Here is a 20,387-nt window from a genome sequence, read left to right as displayed (position 1 = left end):
ATGAAGATACCGCGCAAGCTGGGCCTGTCGTTCCTCACCATCATCGCGACCGCAGCGGTCGTGATGATGGTGCTCTTCGGCACGATCATGCTGATCAGACAGTCGACGGATCGGAACAACTTCGCCCAGACGATCTATGCCAAGGCCTTGACGCTGGAGACGGCGATCCTGCGCCAGAACAGCCAGTTCCGCGGCTTTCTGGTGACGGGCGACGTCACCTACCTCAAATCGTACGAGGAAGCGCGCAAGGAGTTCGACGGGACCGCCGCAGAACTGGACACGCTGCTGACCGATCCGGTCAAGCTGCGCCAGCTCGACACGGCCCGTCGCGAAACGCTGAAATGGCGCCGCAACTGGGGCGACCGGCTGATCGGCTGGGTGAAGGCCGGGCGCCGCGACGAAGCGCAGCAGGCGGTGCGGGACGCGGGACCTGCGGTGCTGGTCAGCAAGATCGCCCTCCCCCTGCGCGATCTGCGCGCCGCGGAAACGCAGGACATCGATTCGGCTGCGGCCAGTCAGGAAAAGGCGATCCTGACCGCATTGATCGCGCTGGCCATCGGCGGCATCGCGCTGATCGGCGTGGCGATCACCCTGTCCGTCCTGCTCAGCCGCCAGATCGCGCGGCCGATCACGCTGCTGACGGATGCGATGGCGCAGCTCGCCAGCGGACGGCATGACATCGTGGTCGAGGCGGACCGCACCGACGAACTGGGCGACATGGCGCGCGCGGTGGCCGTGTTCCGCGACACCGCCGCGGCCAAGGTGGCCGACGATGCCGACCGCGAGGCGGCGATGACCGCGATCGGCGGCGGCCTGCATCGTCTTTCGGACGCGGACCTCACGGTGCGCATCGCCGACGTACCGCAGGCATTCCGCCTGCTGTCGGACGATTTCAACACCGCCACCGCCAGCCTGTCGCGCGTGCTGGGCGAGGTGCGCGGCAGCGTGCAATCGATCAAGCACAATTCGGGCGAGATCAACCAGGCCGCGCTCGATCTGGCGCAGCGAACCGAACAGGAAGCGGCTGCCCTACAGGAATCGGCTGCGGCGCTCGACGAGGTGACGAAGTCGATCCGTGAGGGCGCGGGGGCGGCGATCGGTGCCAGCTCCGCCATGGCGCAGGCTCGCACGGAGGCCGAACGCGGTGGCACGATCGTGCGGCAGGCGATCGACGCGATGCAGGGCATCGAACAGGCCAGCAACGAGATCGCGGCGATCATCAGCCTGATCGACGGCATCGCGTTCCAGACCAATCTGCTGGCGCTCAATGCCGGCGTCGAGGCAGCGCGCGCGGGTGAAGCCGGCAAGGGCTTCGCGGTCGTCGCGTCCGAAGTCCGTGCGCTCGCCCAGCGCTCGGCGGATGCCGCGACCGAGGTGAAGACGAAGGTGACGTCCGCCTCCACCCATATCCGCGCCGGTGTCGACCTGGTCGACCAGACCGGACAGGCCTTGTCGCGGATCATCGACAGCGTCGGTGCGGTCAGCGGTTCGATCGACTCGATCGCGCAATCGTCCGATCATCAGGCCAAGAGCCTGGGCCAGATCAACGTCGCGATCGGCGAGATGGACCAGATGACGCAGGAGAACGCCGCGATGGTCGAACAGACCTCCGCCGCGGCGCGCCAGCTGGTGGCGGAAGCGCAGCAGCTCGCCGCATCGGTCGCGACCTTCGAGATCGACGGTCAGGCCCCTGCCCCCACTCCCACCTCTGCCGATTACCGGCCGGCACGATCGCGCCCCGCGGCCGCGGCATCGCGTCCGACCGCCATTCCCGCGCCGCGCCGCGTCGCGAATGGCGACTGGGACGCGTTTTGATCGCAATGGCCGTGCGCCCCGGGCCCATGCACGGGGCGCCATTCCCCAACACGAACGATGACATCGATCCGGGCCCACTCGCCCGGCAGGCGATGGCCGTCCGCGAGATGGGGTCGCCGTTCGTCGCCGCAGTGCTCGCCGCGGGAGAGCGTCAGCTGTACCGCGCGCCACGCACCGCCGCGTTGATCGCCGACTGGCCGCGCGATGTCGCCGCCGACGCGCTGGCGATGCGGTTCAACGCTGCGCTGCATGCGCTGGCGCGGGCCGGCCACGACACGGCCCTCACCGATTTGTACCGGCGGCTAGACGGCGATTTCGATGCCGTGATCGGCGCGGCGATGCACGCCGCCGATGCGCATATCGCCGAATGGATGCGCACGCCGCCGCAGACCAACGAAGTCGGGCGCACCGCCGCGATCATGGCGGCGCTGATGACGCTGCGCAGCCGGTTCGACATGCCGTGCGAGTTGCGCGAACTCGGCGCCAGCGCCGGGCTGAACCTCAATCTCGATCGCTATGCCTATGATCTGGGCGGCCATGTCGCCGGCGATCCGGCGTCGTCCGTCCGCGTCGCGCCAGCATGGCACGGCGCCGCGCCCGTCATCCGTCCCATCGCCGTGGCGTCCGCGCGCGGTGTCGATCTCAACCCTCTCGACGTGACCGACGCCGCCGCCTGCGAACGGCTGATGGCCTTCATCTGGGCGGACGAGGCCGACCGCGCCGAACGCCTGGCGCAGGCGCTGCGCATCGCGCGCGCGCACCCGCCCGTCGTCGATACGGGCGACATCACCCGGTGGCTGCCAACGATGCTCGCCGCACCGCAGGCCGCAGGGGTCTGCCGCACGATCGTCCATTCGATGGCGCTGCAATATCTTGACGCCAGCGGCCATGCCGCCGTGGAGCGGGCCTTTGCCGAGGCGGGCGCACGGGCCGATCCCGATCGCCCGCTGGCCCGCATCGGGTTCGAATGGACCGAGGCGCGCGACGCGGTCCATCTGTGCCTGACGACCTGGCCCGACGGGGGGACCCGTCATCTCGCCACCTGCCACGCTTATGGGGCGTGGATCGACTGGCACGATACAGGGGCCTGACGGCCCCTCTCTTAGATACAGCCTCTGTAACGGACGCCCCGTGCCGCCATCGCGGACACGGGGCTTTCTTCGTCAGAACAATCCGTCGTCGTCGTCATCCTCCACGACGGCCGCCACGGCCGGCGCCGGCGCGAGGTGTGCGGGCAGATAGGCGGCGTGGACTTCGCGCTCCTGTGCCATCGTGTAGAGCGCGGCGATGCGTGGCAGCACGTCGGCGAGGATCGCCGTCGCCGCATCCGACGGATCGCTCATCGCGGGCATCACGCCGAGCACGAGCGCCGCGTCGCGCATCTTGCCCCCCAGCGCCATTTCCGCGCCGATCTCATCGCCGACCGACGCCAGCATCTCGATGATCTGCCGCGCATCGTCGCCGCCGACACGCACCGCGCCCTCGGTCCGCTGACACCCCTCGCGGATCACCGCGAGCGCATCGGACAGCTTGCTGCCCAGATCGCGATCGTCCGCCGCCGCGCGCTTTTCGACCAGCGTCGCGTTCACCGCGGCCAGCTCGTCGAGCGGCTGGCGGATGCCGCCCATCGCCTTGCCCAGCGACTGGGCGTGGACGTCCACCTCGCCCGCAACGACCGATACCGCCTTGCCGAGGTCGCCGTGCCGGCGGCACAGCAGCCGCGTATTGGTGGCGATGTCCTGCACGTCGAACTGCACGCGCTGCAACAGCGCCAGCCGCCCGGTCAATTCGGACACCGTCTCGCCAATCATGCCCAGCATCGCGGTCGACCGCCGGTCGGCATCCTGCAATTGCGCGGTGATCGACGCGACCTCGCCCACCGCCTTGTCGATCTCGGCGAGAAAGGGGCGGCCGTTGCTGCCCGCGTCGTTATCGATTAGGCCCAGCAGCGCGGTCGTGTCGGGGCTCAGCGCCCGCAGCGCATCGACCAGCAGGCGCGTGTCGCGGTCGAAATCGACCGCGCTCGCCTCCAGCTGCGCCGCGAGCATCGGATGGATGACCGCACAGACCTCCATGCGCACCACGGGATCAATGGAGGGGCCTACGACCTCCAGCATCTGCAACGCGGACACGACATGCTCCAGGCGCTGGCGCGTGCTGTCGCCGACCTGCAACGCGCCCAGCATCGTCGCCACGCGCCCCTGCACCGTGCGGGCGATCGACGCCACCTGCTGCGCCATCGTGGCGGTCGTGCCCAGATGCGCGTGCAGCGCGGTGGCGTGACGCACCAGATTCTCCGGCACCGCGGGGACGACGTGTCGCGCCTCCTTGGTGACGAGGCGCCCGGCCTGCTGCACCGCGCCGACGCTGTCCTTCAGGTCCTTCAGCTTGGCGAGGAAGCCTTCCAGATGCTCCTCACCCGCCGCCAGCCGATGCCCCATGCTGTCGACGAAGCCGACGAAGGCGGGCTCGCCCGACGCCGCGATCTTGATATTCAGGCCATAGATATGGAGCACGCGCAGCGCCTGTCGCATCTCCATGATGTGATCGCGCAACATCCGCGCCGCGCCGCTCACCCGCACCATGTCGGTGTCGCGCTCCTGCTGCACCACGGGCAGGTTGGCGAGATCGGCCGCGACCTCTTTCAGGTTGGTCACCGCGATTCCCGCGACGCTTTCGTCGAGCGCCCCGGTGACGCCGTCGATCGCGGAGATGATCCGATCGATCGTTTCTATGGCTCCTGCGAGCGTGGTCCCAGCGCGTACGAAATGCGCATCCATACCCGCCGCCATCAACGCCAGCGTCCGTTGCAGATCGCCGACGCTCTGGTCCAAGGCGTGATCGGCCGTGATGGAGGTATGCAGCATGGCCTATCCTTTGCGGGCGAGAAGAAGATGCGGAACAGGCGCGCTCATCGCGCCGTCGCCTGGAGCAGTTCGCGGGCGATATTGCCCAATGGTATGACCTTGTCGGCGGCGTTGCGGGCGATGGCTTCCTTGGGCATGCCAAACACGACGGAGGTTGCTTCGTCCTGGGCGAAAGTTCGCGCTCCTGCCTGCTTCATTTCCAGCAAACCGCGCGCGCCGTCGTCGCCCATGCCGGTCATGATGATGCCGACCGCATTGGACCCGGCATTGCGCGCCGCCGAGCGGAACAGCACGTCGACCGACGGGCGGTGACGCGACACCAAGGGCCCTTCCTTGACCGAGACGACATAGCGCGCGCCCTGCCGTTCGAGCAGCGTATGGCGCAGGCCGCCCGGCGCGATCAGCACGTGGCCGCGCATCACCGTGTCGCCGTCCTCCGCCTCCTTGACGTCGACCTGGCACAGGCCGTTGAGCCGCTTGGCGAAGGCGCGGGTGAAGCTTTCGGGCATGTGCTGGACGATGACGATACCCGGCGAATTGGCCGGCAACGCCTCCAGCACCTCGCGCAGCGCCTCGGTGCCCCCCGTCGACGCGCCGATGCACACGACCATCTCCGTCGTCCGGCTCATCGCGCGACCGGTGGGAGGCGGCAGCACCGCATCGGCGGTCAACTTCTGCGCCGGCGACGCCGCCCGCACCTGGCGCCGCGCGCCGAGCCGTGCCTTGGCCGCGCCCTTCACCGTCTCGCGGATCATCAGCTTGGCTTCGTTGAGATGCTCGGCGACGCCCATGCGCGGCTTGAGGATGACGTCGACCGCCCCGGCTTCCAAAGCCTGCAGCAGCGTTTCCGACCCCTCCTCGACCAGCGAGGAGCACATGACGACCGGGATCGGGCGCTGGCTCATCAGCTTGCGCAGGAAGGTGACGCCATCCATCCGCGGCATTTCGACGTCCAGCGTGATGACGTCGGGCACCTCTTCCTGGATGTAGCGGGCGGCGGCGAAGGGATCGGCGGCGGCGGCGATCACCTGGATGTCGGGATCCTCGCCGAGGATCGCGGTCATGGCCTGGCGGACGCTGGCGCTGTCGTCGATGATGAGGACGCGGACGGGTTTCATATCAGCAGCGCTCGAATACGGTGTAGGACACGGTCTTCACGGGCAGATCCATGCCCGCGATCGATTCCGAATGACCCAGGAACAGATAGCCGCCGGGGCGCAGGCAGTCGCACAATCGTCGGACCACCGCCTCCTGCGTCGGCTTGTCGAAGTAGATGAGCACGTTGCGGCAGAAGATGATGTCCATCGGCTCGCCGACGGGATAATGCGTGTCCATCAGGTTCAGTCGCGCAAAGCCGATCGCGGATCGCAGTTCGGGCGCGATCCGCACCTTGGCCGCCCGCCGGTCGGTCGAGGCGGCGACGTAGCGCTGACGCATCACCGAGGGCACCGGATCGACCTGCTCGGCGGGATAGATGCCGCGCCGCGCGGTCTCCAGCACCTCGGTATCGATATCGGTGGCGAGGATGCCATATTCCATGCGGTTCGCTTCGGCGAAGCGATCCAGCACCATCGCCATCGTATAGGGCTCCGCCCCGGTCGAACAGGCCGCGCTCCACGTGCGGATTCGGCGTCGGCCCTGTGCGAGCATGGTCGGCAGCACCGTGCCCGCCAGAAAGTCGAAATGGCCGGGTTCGCGGAAGAAGTCGGTCTTGTTGGTCGTCACCGCATTGATCAGATGATCGATCTCGCCATTGGCGGTCGGATCGGCGAGCAGCAGGTCGCAATAGGCGTTGAGCGTCGCCGTCCCCGTGTCGCGGACGCGGCGCCGCAGCCGCCCCTCCAGCATCGTCGCTTTGGTCCGGGGCATTTTGATGCCCGTTTCATCGTAGATCAGCGCGGCGAGACGGGTGAACCGGTCGGCGCTGAGGTGATCGAGATCGGACGGGGCAAGCGCTTTGGCGACAGCAGCCATGATGGTCGTTCCATCGACGGGAACCGGGGGTCCGGGCCGTCGTCAGTGAGTGAAAGGGGGGTGGGAGCCGCAGCGACCGCGGCTCCTCTTAGAAAGACCGACGCCGGGTCAGGCCGCGGCGGCGAGCGCGGTGGCGTCGATGTCGTCGCGGGAGAAGATCTCGGCGACGTTGATGACGACGACGAAGCCCTCGGGTTCGCGCACGACGCCCTCGATATAGTCCGAGCGCCAGCGCATGCCGATGTCGGGCGCCGATTCCAGCCGTTCTGCGGCGAAGGTGGTGACCGCGAGCACGCGATCGACCACCAGGCCCAGCGACACGGTGCGGTCAGCGAGCGGCACGTCGACGATCAGCACCCGCGTCGACAGCGTCGGCTCCGCAGGCGCGAGGCCCAGTCGCACGCGCAGATCGACCGTCGGCACCCCCTGCCCGCGCACGTCGGTCAGCCCGAGCAGCCAGCCGGGTCCATTGGGAACCCGAAAGGCGGGGGCATAATCGAGGATTTCACGGACCAGCGTCACTGATACCGCGAACACCTCATCTCCAAGGCCGAAGGTGACGGCCTGCATCACAGTCGTGTCGCTCATGCTGCCTCTCCAAATTCCATGTCTTCGCTGTCCGGGCCGCCCTGTGTCAGGTCGAGGGCGAAGCCGCGGGCGCGAGCCTGCTGGTCTGTAATCGAATTGGCCTTGGGGCGCGGGGCCGGCGCAGCCTTCTTGGCGGGCGCCGCCTTGCGGGCCGGGGCGGCCTTGCGCTGCGCGGTGGCGGCGCGGGCGACCGGCGATGCGCGATCCTCGACCCGGAAGAAGGCGATGCTCTGCTGCAGTTCCTCGGCCTGGGCCGCCAGCTCTTCCGAGGTGGACGAGATCTGCTCGGAGGCGCCGGCATTCTGCTGCGTCACCTGGTCGAGCTGCTGGATTGCCTGATTGATCTGGCTCGCCCCGATGTCCTGCTCGCGGCACGCGGCGCTGATCTCTGCCACCAGTTCCGCGGTGCGGCGGATATCCGGCACGAGCTTGCCCAGCATGTCGCCCGCGTCGGCGGCGGCGCTCACCGTCTCCGACGAAACTGCGCTGATTTCAGCCGCCGCGGTCTGGCTACGCTCGGCAAGCTTGCGCACTTCCGATGCGACCACCGCAAAGCCCTTGCCATGTTCGCCGGCACGGGCCGCCTCGACCGCGGCGTTGAGCGCGAGCAGGTCGGTCTGGCGGGCGATTTCCTGGACGATGCCGATCTTGTCGGCGATCGTACGCATCGCGCCCACGGCGGCATTGACGGCAACGCCGCTTGCCTCGGCATCCATCGACGACTGACGCGCGATCTTTTCGGTCTGCGCCGCATTGTCGGCGTTCTGTTTGATGTTGGCCGCCATCTGCTCCATCGACGCCGAGGCTTCCTCGGCCGCAGCGGCCTGCTCGGTCGCGCCCTGCGAGACCTGTTCCGACGACGCCGACAGTTGCTGGCTGCCCGCCGCGACGTTATCCGCCGCCGCCGACGCGTCGCCGACGACGCTGCGCAGACGGTCCACCATCTCGACCAAGGCGACGCCCAGCGTGTCCTTGTCCGACAACGGCTGATGTTCGACGGTCAGGTCGCCCTTGGCGATGGTTTCGGCGAGCGACGCCGACTTGCGCAGGTTCTGCACCATCGTGGCGAACGCGAGGCCGAGCGTGTCCTTGTCCGACAGCGGCTGTGCATCCACCGACAGGTCGCCGCGCGCGATCGTTTCGGCCAATACCGCGGACTGGCGCAGATTCGTCACCATGCCGACCATCGCATGCCCCAGCGTGTCCTTGTCGGACAGCGGACGATGGTCGATCGTCAAATCGCCCTTGGCGATGGTTTCGGCGACGGTCGCGGTCGCGCTGAGGTTCGACACCATCTTGTTCAGCGCCTGCAAGAGCTCGCCGACCTCATCGTTCGACGTGACCGAGGCGGTCGCGGAGACATCGCCTTCGGCGACCGCGCCGGCCAGAGCCGTTGCCTCGCCCAGATTGCGCTTGATCGCGCGGGTCACGACCATCGCCACGGCCGTCGCCGCGCCGATCGTCAGCAGCGTCACCAGCACCATCATCAACGATAGCAGATTGGACTGCTTGACGCCCGCGGCACGCAAATCGGCCGCAGCCTTCAGCTGGAAGTCCGACAGCTGCGAAATCTTCGACGTCGTCGGATCGATCGCCGGATACATGTCCTCGGTCGCGAACCGGGCAAGCGCCGCCGTGTCGTTGCGCGCGATGATGCTGCGAAGCTCCTGAACGGCACGATCGGACGTCAGCATCGACGTCTTCACCGCGTCGGCGATCACGTTCTCATTGGCGTCGCGCTGCGTGTTCATATAGGCCGACCATTGCTGGGCGATCTGCTTCTTCGCCTGGTCGATGTTCGACAGCGCTTCGGCGCTGCTCAACTTGCCGGCGCGCAGCTTGTGCGTGGTGTCGACGATATTCACCGCATAGGCATCGGAAACCGACTTCAATTCCTGCAACGGTATGACGCGATCGTCGTAGATGCTGGTCATGGCATCGGTCAGTGCCGACATGCCATAATATCCGCCACCCCCGACGATGGCCCCGATGGCGGCGAGCGAAACGACCTGGGTGGTCAGTACCTTCGTTCCGATCGATCGGAATTTCCCCGGTACGGTGGCGTTCAGCATGGCAATTTTCCCTTTATTGTCGTGCTTGAAGAATAATCAGTTCCGATCCGGCCGCCTGGCGGTGATCGCGCCCCGTGGAACGAGGCGGACCCCGTCGGGCGGCCGGATCGCGCTGTGGATCAGGCAGCCTGACCGAAGTCGGCGTCCTCGCTGTCCGGGCCGCCCTGGGTCAGGTCGAGGGCGAAGCCGCGGGCGCGGGCCTGCTGGTCGGCGACCGAGTTGACCTTCGGGCGGGGCGCAGGTGCCGCCTTCTTGGCGGGCGCCGCCTTGCGGGCCGGGGCGGCCTTGCGCTGCGCGGTGGCGGCGCGGGCGACCGGCGAGGCGCGATCCTCGACACGGAAGAAGGCGATGCTCTGCTGCAGTTCCTCGGCCTGGGCCGCCAGCTCTTCCGAGGTGGACGAGATCTGCTCGGATGCGCCGGCATTCTGCTGCGTCACCTGGTCGAGCTGCTGGATCGCCTGGTTGATCTGGCTGGCACCGATGTCCTGCTCACGGCACGCCGCGCTGATTTCGGACACCAGTTCCGCGGTGCGGCGGATATCCGGGACCAGCTTGCCCAGCATCTCGCCCGCGTCGGCCGCAGCCTTGACCGTCTCGGTCGAGACCGAGCTGATTTCGGCCGCCGCCGTCTGGCTACGCTCGGCGAGCTTGCGCACTTCCGATGCGACCACCGCAAAGCCCTTGCCATGTTCGCCGGCGCGGGCTGCTTCCACGGCCGCATTCAGCGCGAGCAGGTCGGTCTGGCGGGCGATTTCCTGGACGATGCCGATCTTGTCGGCGATCGTGCGCATCGCGCCCACCGCACGGTCGACCGCCACGCCGCTCGCTTCGGCGTCCTTCGACGACTGGCGCGCGATCTTTTCGGTCTGCGCCGCATTGTCGGCGTTCTGCTTGATGTTGGCCGCCATCTGCTCCATCGACGCCGAGGCTTCCTCGGCCGCCGCGGCCTGTTCGGTCGCGCCCTGCGAGACCTGTTCCGACGACGCCGACAGCTGCTGGCTGCCCGCCGCGACGTTATCCGCCGCCGCCGAGGCATCGCCCACGACGTTGCGGAGACGCTCGATCATCGACACCAGCGCCAGGCCCAGGCCGTCCTTGTCCGACAGCGGCTGATGCTCGACGGTGAGGTTGCCGCCGGCGATCTCGGTCGCCAGCGCCGCGCTCTTGCGCAGGTTGGCGGTCATGCCGTTGACGGTGTTGACCAGATCCTTGATCTCGTCGTTGGTGTTGACCTTGACCTCCTGGTCGAGGTCGCCGATCGCCACCGCGTCCAGCGCGACGCCGATCCGCTTCAGGCCATTCGACACGAGCAACGAAATCCAGATGGCACCTGCCACAGCGATGATCGTGGCGATCGCCGCGACGATGATCAGCATCGTACGCGATTCCGCATACAGAGCATTGGTGTCCTGATCCGCCTGATGCATCTGGTCCTGCTGGATCGACACGAGTTGGTCGATCGTCGCGGTCAGCTCACCTGCCACCTTACGCGATTCGGTGATCGACAAGGCGCCGGCTTCGGCGTTCTTGTTGGCGATGCCCAGAGCACGGACGCGATCGTTGATCGGCTTGAACGCCTCCCACTGGCTCTGCACCTTCAGCCACGAAGGCTTCCCCTGCTCGCTTGCCGTGGCCAGGCCTTCCGCCACAAGGCCATCGACCTTCTTGCGATGTTCGGTGATCTGCCCGTCGAAGGTCCGTGTAAGCGCGTCATCATTGGTCAGCGCCATGTTCTTTTCGTAGCGCAGCACGAAATTGACTTCGGTCGCGATCTGCTGGGCGACGCTCAGACGATGGGCCGGGCCGGAAATGACCTCGGAGATACCCTCATTGAGGCTGGCCATCCGCGTGACGCCAACGGTCACGACGGCGATCAGGGCCAAGATTAGGACACCGAATGTTGCCCCCAGTTTCATTTTAATCGTAGCACGCATGTGTTGGGTCCCCCCCGTTAAAATCAGTGGATGGAGCGCGCCGCGGCGTCGCCGTGCGCGAGGTTCAGGAAAATCGCTTCGAGATCGGGCAGCACGACGATGTCGTCGCCCTCGTGCCGGATCAGTGCGCGCACCAGATCCCGGCGCCAGCGCAGCCCCACGACAGGTGCATCCTCGCTGGTATTCGCGTGGAACGTCGCGACCTCGTGCACCTTGTCGGTGCGCAGGCCGATCAACGTCGCCTCCCCATCGAGATCGAGTTCGATCACGACGATGCGGCTGTCGAGCGTCGCGCCGGTGACGGGCATGCCGAAGGCGAGACGCAGGTCGGCGAGCGGAATGATCCGCCCACGGAAGTTGAGGACATGCGCGACCAGCGGTGGCGCCCCCGGCACCGTGGTTTCGGGCATCATGTCCAGGATCTCGCGGACCAGCACCGCCTCGAGCGCGAAGCTCTGGCCGCCGAGGTCGAACACCAGCACTTCGAGCTGGCCGTCATCGGTCCATGGTATGGCCGTGGATCGGCGCGATTCATCCGGCTGCACGCAGGCTCTCCTCTTGGGGTTGGCCCGCGGCGACGAGCTGGGCGATGTCGAGGATCAGTGCGACCTCGCCATCTCCGAGGATCGTCGCGCCGGCGAAGGTGGATACGCCGCGATGCAGCGGCGACATGGGCTTGATGACGGTCTGGTGGTTGCCGATGATCTGATCGACCACCAGCCCGACGCGGCCCTGCCCCGTCGCGACCACGACGATCTTCTGATAGGGATCGGGCTTCGTGCCGCTGGCGAACAGTTCGCGCAGGCGTAGGAACGGCACCAGCTTTTCGCGCAGCGTGATGAGGCTGCGGCCGCGATGGCGCATATCGTCCTCAAGGCTCAGCTCCAGGCATTCCTCGACCGCGGTCAGCGGAATGACGTAGCGGCTGGCGCCGACGCGGACGAGCAGGCCATCGATGATGGCAAGCGTCAGCGGGATGCGTAGGGAGATCGTCGATCCCTGCCCGTCGACCGACTGGATGTCGATCGTGCCGCGCAGCCCCTCGATCGTGCGCTTCACCACATCCATGCCGACGCCGCGGCCCGACAGGTTGGTGATCTGCGCCGCGGTCGAGAAGCCCGGCGCGAAGATCAGCTGCAGCAATTCCTGGTCGGACAGCACCTGATCGGGCTGGATCAGGCCGTTCGCTTCCGCCTTGGCACGGACGCGGGCGCGATCGATGCCGCGGCCGTCGTCGCGAATGGTGATCACCACCTCGCCGCCGCTCTGGTGTGCGCCGAGGCGGACGGTGCCCGCCTCCGGCTTGCCTGCGGCGACGCGCTGTTCGGCGTTTTCCAGGCCATGGTCGCAGCTGTTGCGGACCAAATGGACCATCGGATCGAACAGGCGCTCGATGACGGTCTTGTCGACCTCGGTCGCCTCGCCCTCAGTGACCAAAACGATGTTCTTGCCCGTGTCGCGTGCCAGATCGTGGATCAGGCGGCGGAAGCGGCCGAACAGGCTGGCGACCGGCACCATGCGCAGCACCATCATCGTGTCGCGGAGTTCGCCGGCGAGCCGTTCGATCTCTTCGGAGACGGAGCGGAGCACGAGGTCGTGGCCATGATGCGCAAGCTGCGACAGGCGGCTTTGCGCGATGACCAGCTCGCCGACGCGATCCATCAGCGAATCCAGCCGTGCGGCGGGAACGCGGACGCTTTCGTCGGCCTTCACCGGCGTGCGCGCGGCGGCGGCATCGTTGGCGGCGGCGGGCGGCGCAGCGGACGGCGCCACTGCCGCCTCCACGACCGCTGCCGGGGCAGCCTCTTCCACCGCAGCCGGCTCGGCCGCATCGGCGATCGGCGTGACCGTCAGCTCCATGTCGTCCATCACGAAGATAAAGACATCGTCGATCGCATCGCGGCTGACGTCGCCTATCAGCGTGACGTCCCAGCCGATGTGGCAGTGCGTCGGATTGAGGTCGGGCAGCGGCGGCACCTGATCGGTCAGCGCGACGACGGTGCAGGTGCCAAGCTCGCGCAATTCGTCGAGCAACATCAGCGGATTAGTGCCATTCGCCATCGAGTCGGGCGGCAGGCGAAACCGGATGTTCCAGCCAGCGACCTGTGCGACGGCGGTGGTTGCCGGAGCGGGCGCCGCCGGGGCGGCGTCCTTTGCGGGGGCCGCGGCACCGCCGGAGGCGGCGTCCACCGCCTTTTGCAGCGACGCCAGGATCGCGGCGCCTTCGCTTTCGGAGGCATTGCCCTCCACCAGCCCGCGCATATGGTCCTGTGCCGACAGGATCACGCCGACCAGCGCGGGCGTTGCAGGCACCTGGCCCTTGCGGACGCGGTCGAAGGCGGTTTCGCAATGGTGGGTGAAGCCGGCGAGCGCGTCGAAGCCGAACATCGCGCCCGAGCCCTTCAGCGTGTGCAGACCGCGGAACACCGCATTGACGAGGTCCATGTCGCCGAGCCGGTGGGTCAGATCGAGCAGCCCCTGTTCGACCTGGTCGAGCAGCTCGCCCGCCTCCACGCGGAAGGCGGCGATCGGATCGTCGGCGCTCACTGTCCCAGCACCTTGCGGGCGACCTTCACCAGCTGGTCGGGCACGAACGGCTTGACCAGCCATCCGGTGGCGCCGGCCGCCTTGGCCTGGTTCTTCATTTCGGGATCGGATTCGGTGGTCAGGAAGATGATCGGCACACCCGCCTGCGACGGGTTCTTGCGGATTTCCTTGATCATCGTCAGCCCATCCATGTTGGGCATGTTGAGATCGGTGACGATCATGTCGAAGCGGGTCGCATTGGCCTTCGTCAGGCCATCGACGCCATCGGACGCTTCGGTGACGGTATAGCCCGCGCCGGTCAGTGCGATGCGGATCGCCATGCGCAGGCTGGCGGAATCATCGACGGCAAGAATGGAAGCGCTCATTGTGGCAGGTCTCCGTGGAACCAGAAATCGAGGTCGTCGGGCGTCATCGCGTCGGTGAAGCCGGCGCGGCCCAGCAAGGCCGCGAGCGGACCGGCGGCCGGCGCCGACAGGCGGACGCTGCCGCCGCCGACGCGCGCCTGCGCACGGGCGCTTTCGACGAGCTGCAAAAGGCTGAGATCGGGTGCTGCGACCTGCGACAGGTCGAGCGTCAGCGGGCCTTCCCCTCCCTGCTGGCACTGCCCGATCGTCAGGGCGAAGTCGTGTATCGACGCCATCGTCAGCGACGATGGCGCAGTTGGGATGCTAGTCATGTCGGTGCCCCCCTTGGCTGATTAGGCCAATTAGGACTTAACGGTTAATGTCCATTTAAGACTGAGTGGCCGGCGGCAATTCGACGAAGTAAAAAATTCGCGCCGCAAAGGCTTTTCTACTCAAAATGGCGTTTTAAGGTAATGCTCACTGTCATACCCCAGTAAACAGCGCGCCAAATGAGGTTTATAACCCATAGATTGGGCTGGATTTTATTGAGTCAGTAGCACGGGCTGATACAGATCAATAGATGTCCCGCCGATACCGGCCTGTTTCCAGCATCATTTCCAGGCACGTGTCGCCAAGTATCGACGCCAACGCGTTATGGACGTCGCCCGCCATGCCCTGAAGGCTGCCGCAGACGTAGATCGCCGCGCCGTTCGCCACCGCCTGGGCGATGATCCCCGCGTGTGCCGCCAGCGCATCCTGGACGTAGCGGGGGCCGCTGCCCAGGCGGGACCATGCGACATGCTCCGCCGTCAGCGCACCACTGTCGCGCAATGCGGCACGCTCCGCGGCATGATAATCGTCCTGCGCCGGGTGGCGTTCGCCCCAGAACAGACACACCGGACCGCCGCCGGTCGCATGCCGGTGGCGTGCGTGCGCGAGCAATCCGGCAAGGCCCGTGCCGTTCCCGATCAGGATCAGTGGCGTGGCTTCCGCCTGCGGCGCATGAAACGCCGGGTTGCTGCGGACGCGCGCGCGTACGACGCCCCCGATCGGCGCGCCCTGCGTCAGCCAGCCCGATCCCAGCCCCGGCAGTCCGTCCGCGGCAAGACAGTGGCGCACGATCAGCTCGACGCGGCCCGACGGCGCGATCGAGGCGATCGAATAGTCGCGATGCGCCAGCGGCGGCAGCGATTCGGGGTCGATGACGCCTGCATTAGTATCCGGCAGGATCCGCGTCGCGAGCCATGCGCGCAGCTCGGGCGTGTCGTCCCAGTCCATACGCTGCACAACGGCCGCGACCCGCCGCGGGTCGTGCTGCGGCAGGATTTCCACGATATCCCCTGCCACCCAGGCGATCGTCGCGTCCACCGGTTCGAGGGCGACATGCCAGGTCGCACCGCCGCTGCTGCCCGGATTGAGCAGGCGCCGCTCGATCAGCCGCCAGTCGCCCATCGGCGCGGGTGCCCAGTCGGGCTGATCGGTGCGTGCGCCGAGCGCGCCCAGCTGCTGCTGCCATTGGCGTTGCGCGTCGGCCGCGTCACCGTCCATCTCGATACAATCGAACAGCCGGGTCGCACCGCCCGCATGCAGCCAGCGATCGATCCGATGCCCAAAGGCGCAGAAGTCGGGATATTCGCGATCGCCGAGCGCCAGCACCGCATAATCGAGGTGCGACAGGTCGCCGGACGCTTGCGTGAGGCGCCGGGCAAAGGCGCGCGCCGTGTCGGGGGGCTCGCCCTCGCCGTAGGTGCTGGCGACCACGAAGAGGCGCGAGGCGCGGGCCAGCGCCGCCTCGTCCAATGCCGACAGCGGCAAGGCGACGGCATCGGGCAAGGCCTGTGCGGTCAGGCGCGCGATCCGTTCGGCCGTGCCGGTCTGCGACCCATACGCGACCAGCGTCCGGGCATCGTCCGGCACGATCGTCGGCGAATCGTCCGCCATCACCTCGGCGAGCGCGGCCTTGCGACGGCGCCGCGCCAGATAGAGCAGGAAGCCGGTGATCGTGAACAGCGGCATCGTCAGACTGGCGAGCGTCATCGCCAACCGGCCCGCCAGACCGAAATACGCGCCGCGATGGATTTCGTAGATGCCGAAGACGATGTCCTGCCCCCAGCTGCGCTGCGCATAGGGGGTGTAGGTGGTCACCCTGTTCGTACGTGCGTCGATCGTCACCTCGTCCGACACGCGATCGTGCCGCGCATCGGGCAGTTTCGCGCGGAATTCGATCTTGCCCTCGCGCGCGGTCGCCGTCACCGCCGCATAGGATCGGCCCGCCGTGGCGCGGTCGAACGCCGTCCAGGCGGCGCGCCAGTCGACGGGCGCATCGGCCTTGCCCTTACCCTTGCGCTCTGCCGCCGCGCCCGCTTTGCCGCCGGGCTGTTCGGCGACAAGCAGGTGCCGCACACCGGTGCGATACCAGTCGTACGACCACCACAAACCCGTGCTGGCGCTGATCAGGTAGAACAGCAGCACCCATCCGCCGACCACGGCATGCAGCGCGCGGTACAGGTTGCGCCCGGTGCGCCGCAGGTCGAGCACGAACCAGTTGCGCCAGTCGAGCGGGCGACGCGGCCAGCGCAGATACAGGCCGGACAGCGCGAAGAAGATCAGCGCCAGCGCCGAAAAGCCCGTGATCTGCCGCCCGATGCCCTTGCCGCCACCGGGCAGTGCGAGCCAACGATGCAGATTCTCCACCGTGTCGAGAACGGCTTCGCCGCGCGGTGTGCCCAGCACCCGACCCGTCACGGGATCGAGATAGGTGACGTGACGCGTCTTCGACGCTCCCGCCGTATAGCTTGCCATCGCCGCGCGGGTGGGATCGCGCTCGACCACCAGCCGGCCGATCCGGGCATCGGGCCGTTGCGCCTGGAACCGGGCGACGAGCTCGGGCGCGGACAGACGCGGTCCCGGCTGCGGCGTGACGGTGACGATGCCGGGGTTGATTGCAGCGATGATCTCCGGCGAGAAGCTGATCATCGCGCCGGTCACGCCCATGACCGCCAGCACCAGGCCCGCAGTGATCCCCAGGAACCAATGGATCTGAAACAGGACCCTGCGCGTCATCCGGCTCTTTCGTTCCGCTGTTGTTATTGCGATTTAGTTGCGTTAGCGGCCCATGTGTTGAGGGTCAATGACGCGGCGGTGTTAAGCGACTGTGCCGGTGAGGGCTCAGGCGCAGCCGCTCGAAATGGCCGCGCGGGCGCAAGATATCGGAATTGCGGGTGACCATGCCGCCACCCAGTCGATCGATGTCGACGACGACCGCGTGCTCGATTGGCAGATCGCGGTATTCCGAAGCGATGGCAGTCCCAACGATCCCTCCCGCGCCGACGCTGACGCTTGGCGGGGGACGCATTCTCGATCCGCGAGCGTCAGCTTTCGACGAGCTCGACGACCTCGAAATCGTAGCGGGTCCAGCCGCGCTGCCGGGCGGCGTCGGCGGTGGCGGCGCGCTTGCCGTTTGCCTCGCGCAGCGAATTGCTATGGCCCCAGAACACCTCGGTGCCGCCCGCCTCGGTCACCGCAACGATCCGCCAATAATGGGTGAAGGGCGCGGCGGTCGGCCCGATCGTCTTCACATAGCCGTCGGACAGAGTGGCGGTCAGCAGCCGCTTGCGCTTCGCCATGGCGCGTGGCTCAGGCGGCGGTGGCCGGCAGCACGACGGACGCCGGGGCCGACGCCAGGCTGGCGGCAAGCTCGGCATTGCGGAACGGCTTGGTCAGACGCGGGATGTCGGGGTCGATCCCCTCTTCCTCGGCATAGCCCGACACGATCAGCACGGGCAGGCCGGGCCGCAACCGGCGGATCTCGCGCGCCAGCTGGGCGCCGCTCATCCCGGGCATCAGATGGTCCGACACCAGCACCGCCGGCTCCAGCCCGTTGTGGATCAGCCGCAGCCCCTCTTCAGCCGATGACGCCTCGACCACGTCGTAGCCGAGATCGGCGAGCATGTCGGCGGTGCTCATCCGCACCAAGTCCTCGTCGTCGATCAGCAGCGCGATGCCGAGGCGCTTGACGACGTGCGTCACCTCGATTGGCGGTTCGTCGTCGAGCGCCGCGGTCGCGCTGATCGGCAGCCACAGGCTGATCGTCGTGCCCGCGCCCGGCGCACTCTCGATCGTCAACCCGCCACCGAGCTGCGCGGCAAGGCCATGCACCATCGACAATCCCAGCCCGGTGCCCTTGCCGACGCCCTTGGTGGAAAAGAACGGCTCGATCGCGCGGCGCAGCGTATCGGCATCCATGCCGACGCCGGTATCGCTGACGCTCAGCCGCACGTAATGGCCGCGCGGCAGGGCCCGATCGTCGAGCGCCGCCACGCTTTCGCGCCGTGCGCTGATCCTGAGTTCGCCGCCGTCGGGCATGGCGTCGCGCGCGTTGACCGCCAGGTTGAGCAGCGCCATTTCCAGCTGATTGAGATCGGCGCGGGCGGGCGGCAGATCGGACAGGTCGACCCGCACGTCGATCATCGGGCCCAGCGTTGCCGCCATCAGACCCGCCATATTCTCGACCACGCGCTCGACATCGATCGCGGTCACCTGCAACGGCTGGCGCCGCGCGAAGGCGAGCAGGCGCTGTACGAGCGTCTTCGCGCGCTCCGCCGATTGCAGCGCGCCTTCGATCAGCCGCTGTTCGCGTTCGGTGCCGACGCCCTTGCGCACCAGCAGGTCGAGCGAACCGATGATCGGGGTGAGCAGATTGTTGAAATCGTGGGCGACGCCGCCGGTCAGGCTGCCCATCGCCTCCATTTTCTGGCTCTGCCGCAACGCCTCGCGCGCGGTTTCCAGATCCGCCTCGCGCGCCTTGGCATCGCTGAGATCACGGCCGATCGCGACGAAATTCACGCCGTCCGCTTCGGGCGAGACGGTCCACTCGATATGCTTCCAACCCCCGTCGCGCGTGGCGATCCGATTTTCGAACCGGGCCGGGCGACGCGTTTGCGCCATGTCGGCGATCGCGGCCGTCGTGTGCGCCACATCCTCGGGGTTCATGATGCTGATGTAGCTACGGCTGAGCAGCTCCGCTTCGCTCCACCCCAACACCTGCGTCCAGGCCGGGCTGACGGCGGACATCATCCCCACATAATCGGCGCGCGCCAGCATATCCTGCGACAGCGTCCACAACCGGTCGCGCTCGGCGACGCGCGCGGCGACCTGTTCCTCCAGCGTTTCGTTGAGCTGGCGCAGCCCCTCCTCGGCGCGGGCCCGCTCGATCGCGGTCTTGACGCGTTCGGCGACGTCCTGGACCAGCGCGATCTCCGCCGCCGTCCAGACGCGCGGCGTCGCCGACTGCGCGGCCAGCACGCCGACATATTCGGTCTCGTCGAACACCACGACGTCGATGAAGGCGGCGACCCGGCGCTCCGCCAGCCCCGCGCGCGCATCCAGGCTCAGCCGCTCGTCGCCGGGAATGTCGCAGGCGACGATCGGCTGCCCCGAGCGATAGGCCTTCAGCAGGTCCGGCCCGAAGGATTCGAGCGAATGCAGGCCGGCGATCGAGGGCACGCCCCGACAGTGATCGCGGGGCACCGTCATCCAGCCGCTATCGGCGATTTCGGCGTAGAAGGTGCGATCGGCGTCCAGCCATTCGGCCAGCCGTTCGGAGGCGAGCGCATTGATCGCTTCCCGCGTGCTCAGCCCGCGCAGTGCATCGGACAAGGACAGCAGAAAGGCGGTACGCCGCTGGGCCGCGACGCGTTCGGTCGTTTCCGCCAGAACGCATATGACGCCGCCCGGCGTGCCGCTTTCGTCGAGCACCGGCGAATAATCGAGGTCCATCCACACGCGCTCGGGCGAACCGTGCCGATAGAGCGTCAGCTTCTGGTCATGATAATGCAGCGTTCCGCCCGACAGGCAGACGCGCATCACATTGTCGTTAAAGTCGGCGACCTCGGGCCAGCCCTCGCGAACCTTCGATCCCAGCAGCTGCGGATGCCGGCCGCCGGCAAAGACCGAATAGGCGTCGTTGTACAGCATGACGCCGTCTTCGCCCCACAGCATCACGATCGGCACCGGCGAGCGGAGCAGCAATGCCGTCGCCGTGCGCAGGCTTTGCGGCCAGTCGCCGATCGGCCCCAGCGGCGTCGCCGACCAGTCACGCTCTCCAATCAGCGCGCCGCACGCCCCTCCGCCGGTCAGGAAATCCTGTCCGGTGGCGCGGTTAGGGACCTGATCGGCGTCCGCCATGGAGTAGTAGCTCATTCTACATCGGGTAACGCACCACCCCGAATGTCGGGTCATTGCGTC

15 protein-coding genes are annotated in these 20,387 nt (G+C 67.5%); 2 read left to right on the top strand and 13 right to left on the bottom strand.

Features of this window, described 5'->3' with window-relative positions; translation table 11 throughout:
* Both GGR47_RS09175 and GGR47_RS09170 read left to right on the top strand, forming a co-directional pair.
* On the top strand, positions 1-1,815 hold the full coding sequence (locus GGR47_RS09175) for a methyl-accepting chemotaxis protein (protein WP_147036847.1): 1,815 nt from the start codon (positions 1-3) through the stop codon (positions 1,813-1,815).
* Positions 1,816-1,841: 26 nt separating this feature from the next.
* On the top strand, positions 1,842-2,906 hold the full coding sequence (locus GGR47_RS09170; protein ID WP_244305187.1) for a DUF2332 domain-containing protein: 1,065 nt from the start codon (positions 1,842-1,844) through the stop codon (positions 2,904-2,906).
* Positions 2,907-2,978: 72 nt separating this feature from the next.
* On the opposite strand, the gene GGR47_RS09165 is transcribed toward GGR47_RS09170, so the two are convergent.
* The 13 genes from GGR47_RS09165 to GGR47_RS09105 all read right to left on the bottom strand — a co-directional run bounded on the left by GGR47_RS09165 (position 2,979) and on the right by GGR47_RS09105 (position 20,327).
* A complete protein-coding gene (locus GGR47_RS09165) occupies positions 2,979-4,682 on the bottom strand; it encodes a hypothetical protein (RefSeq protein ID WP_147036845.1) in 1,704 nt (567 codons plus the stop codon).
* 44 nt (positions 4,683-4,726) lie between these two features.
* A complete protein-coding gene (locus tag GGR47_RS09160) occupies positions 4,727-5,800 on the bottom strand; it encodes a protein-glutamate methylesterase/protein-glutamine glutaminase (protein ID WP_147036844.1) in 1,074 nt (357 codons plus the stop codon).
* 1 nt (position 5,801) lies between these two features.
* The gene (locus GGR47_RS09155) at positions 5,802-6,656 is read right to left on the bottom strand and encodes a CheR family methyltransferase (protein WP_043059176.1); all 855 of its coding nucleotides are present in this window, start codon (positions 6,654-6,656) and stop codon (positions 5,802-5,804) included.
* 108 nt (positions 6,657-6,764) lie between these two features.
* Complete coding sequence (locus GGR47_RS09150; protein WP_043059177.1) at positions 6,765-7,244, bottom strand: chemotaxis protein CheW; 480 nt, start codon at positions 7,242-7,244, stop codon at positions 6,765-6,767.
* Complete coding sequence (locus tag GGR47_RS09145) at positions 7,241-9,316, bottom strand: HAMP domain-containing methyl-accepting chemotaxis protein (protein WP_183949517.1); 2,076 nt, start codon at positions 9,314-9,316, stop codon at positions 7,241-7,243. The genes GGR47_RS09150 and GGR47_RS09145 overlap by 4 nt, the downstream gene beginning before the upstream one ends.
* 119 nt (positions 9,317-9,435) lie before the next feature.
* The gene (locus GGR47_RS09140; RefSeq protein ID WP_420877041.1) at positions 9,436-11,232 is read right to left on the bottom strand and encodes a methyl-accepting chemotaxis protein; all 1,797 of its coding nucleotides are present in this window, start codon (positions 11,230-11,232) and stop codon (positions 9,436-9,438) included.
* A gap of 41 nt (positions 11,233-11,273) precedes the next feature.
* Entirely contained in the window at positions 11,274-11,795 is a 522-nt protein-coding gene (locus tag GGR47_RS09135) for a chemotaxis protein CheW (RefSeq protein ID WP_147035121.1), read from the bottom strand.
* Positions 11,782-13,797 (bottom strand): chemotaxis protein CheA, encoded by a 2,016-nt coding sequence (locus GGR47_RS09130; protein WP_147035123.1) that lies wholly within the window; start codon positions 13,795-13,797, stop codon positions 11,782-11,784. The genes GGR47_RS09135 and GGR47_RS09130 overlap by 14 nt, the downstream gene beginning before the upstream one ends.
* Positions 13,794-14,162 carry a response regulator gene (locus GGR47_RS09125; RefSeq protein ID WP_017979769.1) on the bottom strand — a complete coding sequence of 123 codons (369 nt, stop codon included), beginning with the start codon at positions 14,160-14,162 and terminating at the stop codon, positions 13,794-13,796. The genes GGR47_RS09130 and GGR47_RS09125 overlap by 4 nt, the downstream gene beginning before the upstream one ends.
* On the bottom strand, positions 14,159-14,473 hold the full coding sequence (locus GGR47_RS09120; protein WP_226341841.1) for an STAS domain-containing protein: 315 nt from the start codon (positions 14,471-14,473) through the stop codon (positions 14,159-14,161). The genes GGR47_RS09125 and GGR47_RS09120 overlap by 4 nt, the downstream gene beginning before the upstream one ends.
* A gap of 241 nt (positions 14,474-14,714) precedes the next feature.
* Positions 14,715-17,204 carry a sulfite reductase flavoprotein subunit alpha gene (locus GGR47_RS09115; protein ID WP_147035124.1) on the bottom strand — a complete coding sequence of 830 codons (2,490 nt, stop codon included), beginning with the start codon at positions 17,202-17,204 and terminating at the stop codon, positions 14,715-14,717.
* 308 nt (positions 17,205-17,512) lie between these two features.
* Entirely contained in the window at positions 17,513-17,767 is a 255-nt protein-coding gene (locus tag GGR47_RS09110) for a hypothetical protein (RefSeq protein WP_017979773.1), read from the bottom strand.
* 10 nt (positions 17,768-17,777) lie between these two features.
* Complete coding sequence (locus GGR47_RS09105) at positions 17,778-20,327, bottom strand: ATP-binding protein (protein ID WP_147035172.1); 2,550 nt, start codon at positions 20,325-20,327, stop codon at positions 17,778-17,780.
* Between the last annotated feature and the right edge of the window lie 60 nt (positions 20,328-20,387).

It is taken from the genome of Sphingomonas aquatilis, assembly GCF_014196115.1.
GTDB classification, from domain to species: Bacteria; Pseudomonadota; Alphaproteobacteria; order Sphingomonadales; family Sphingomonadaceae; genus Sphingomonas; species Sphingomonas aquatilis.
This window is presented reverse-complemented; position numbering and strand designations above follow the sequence as displayed.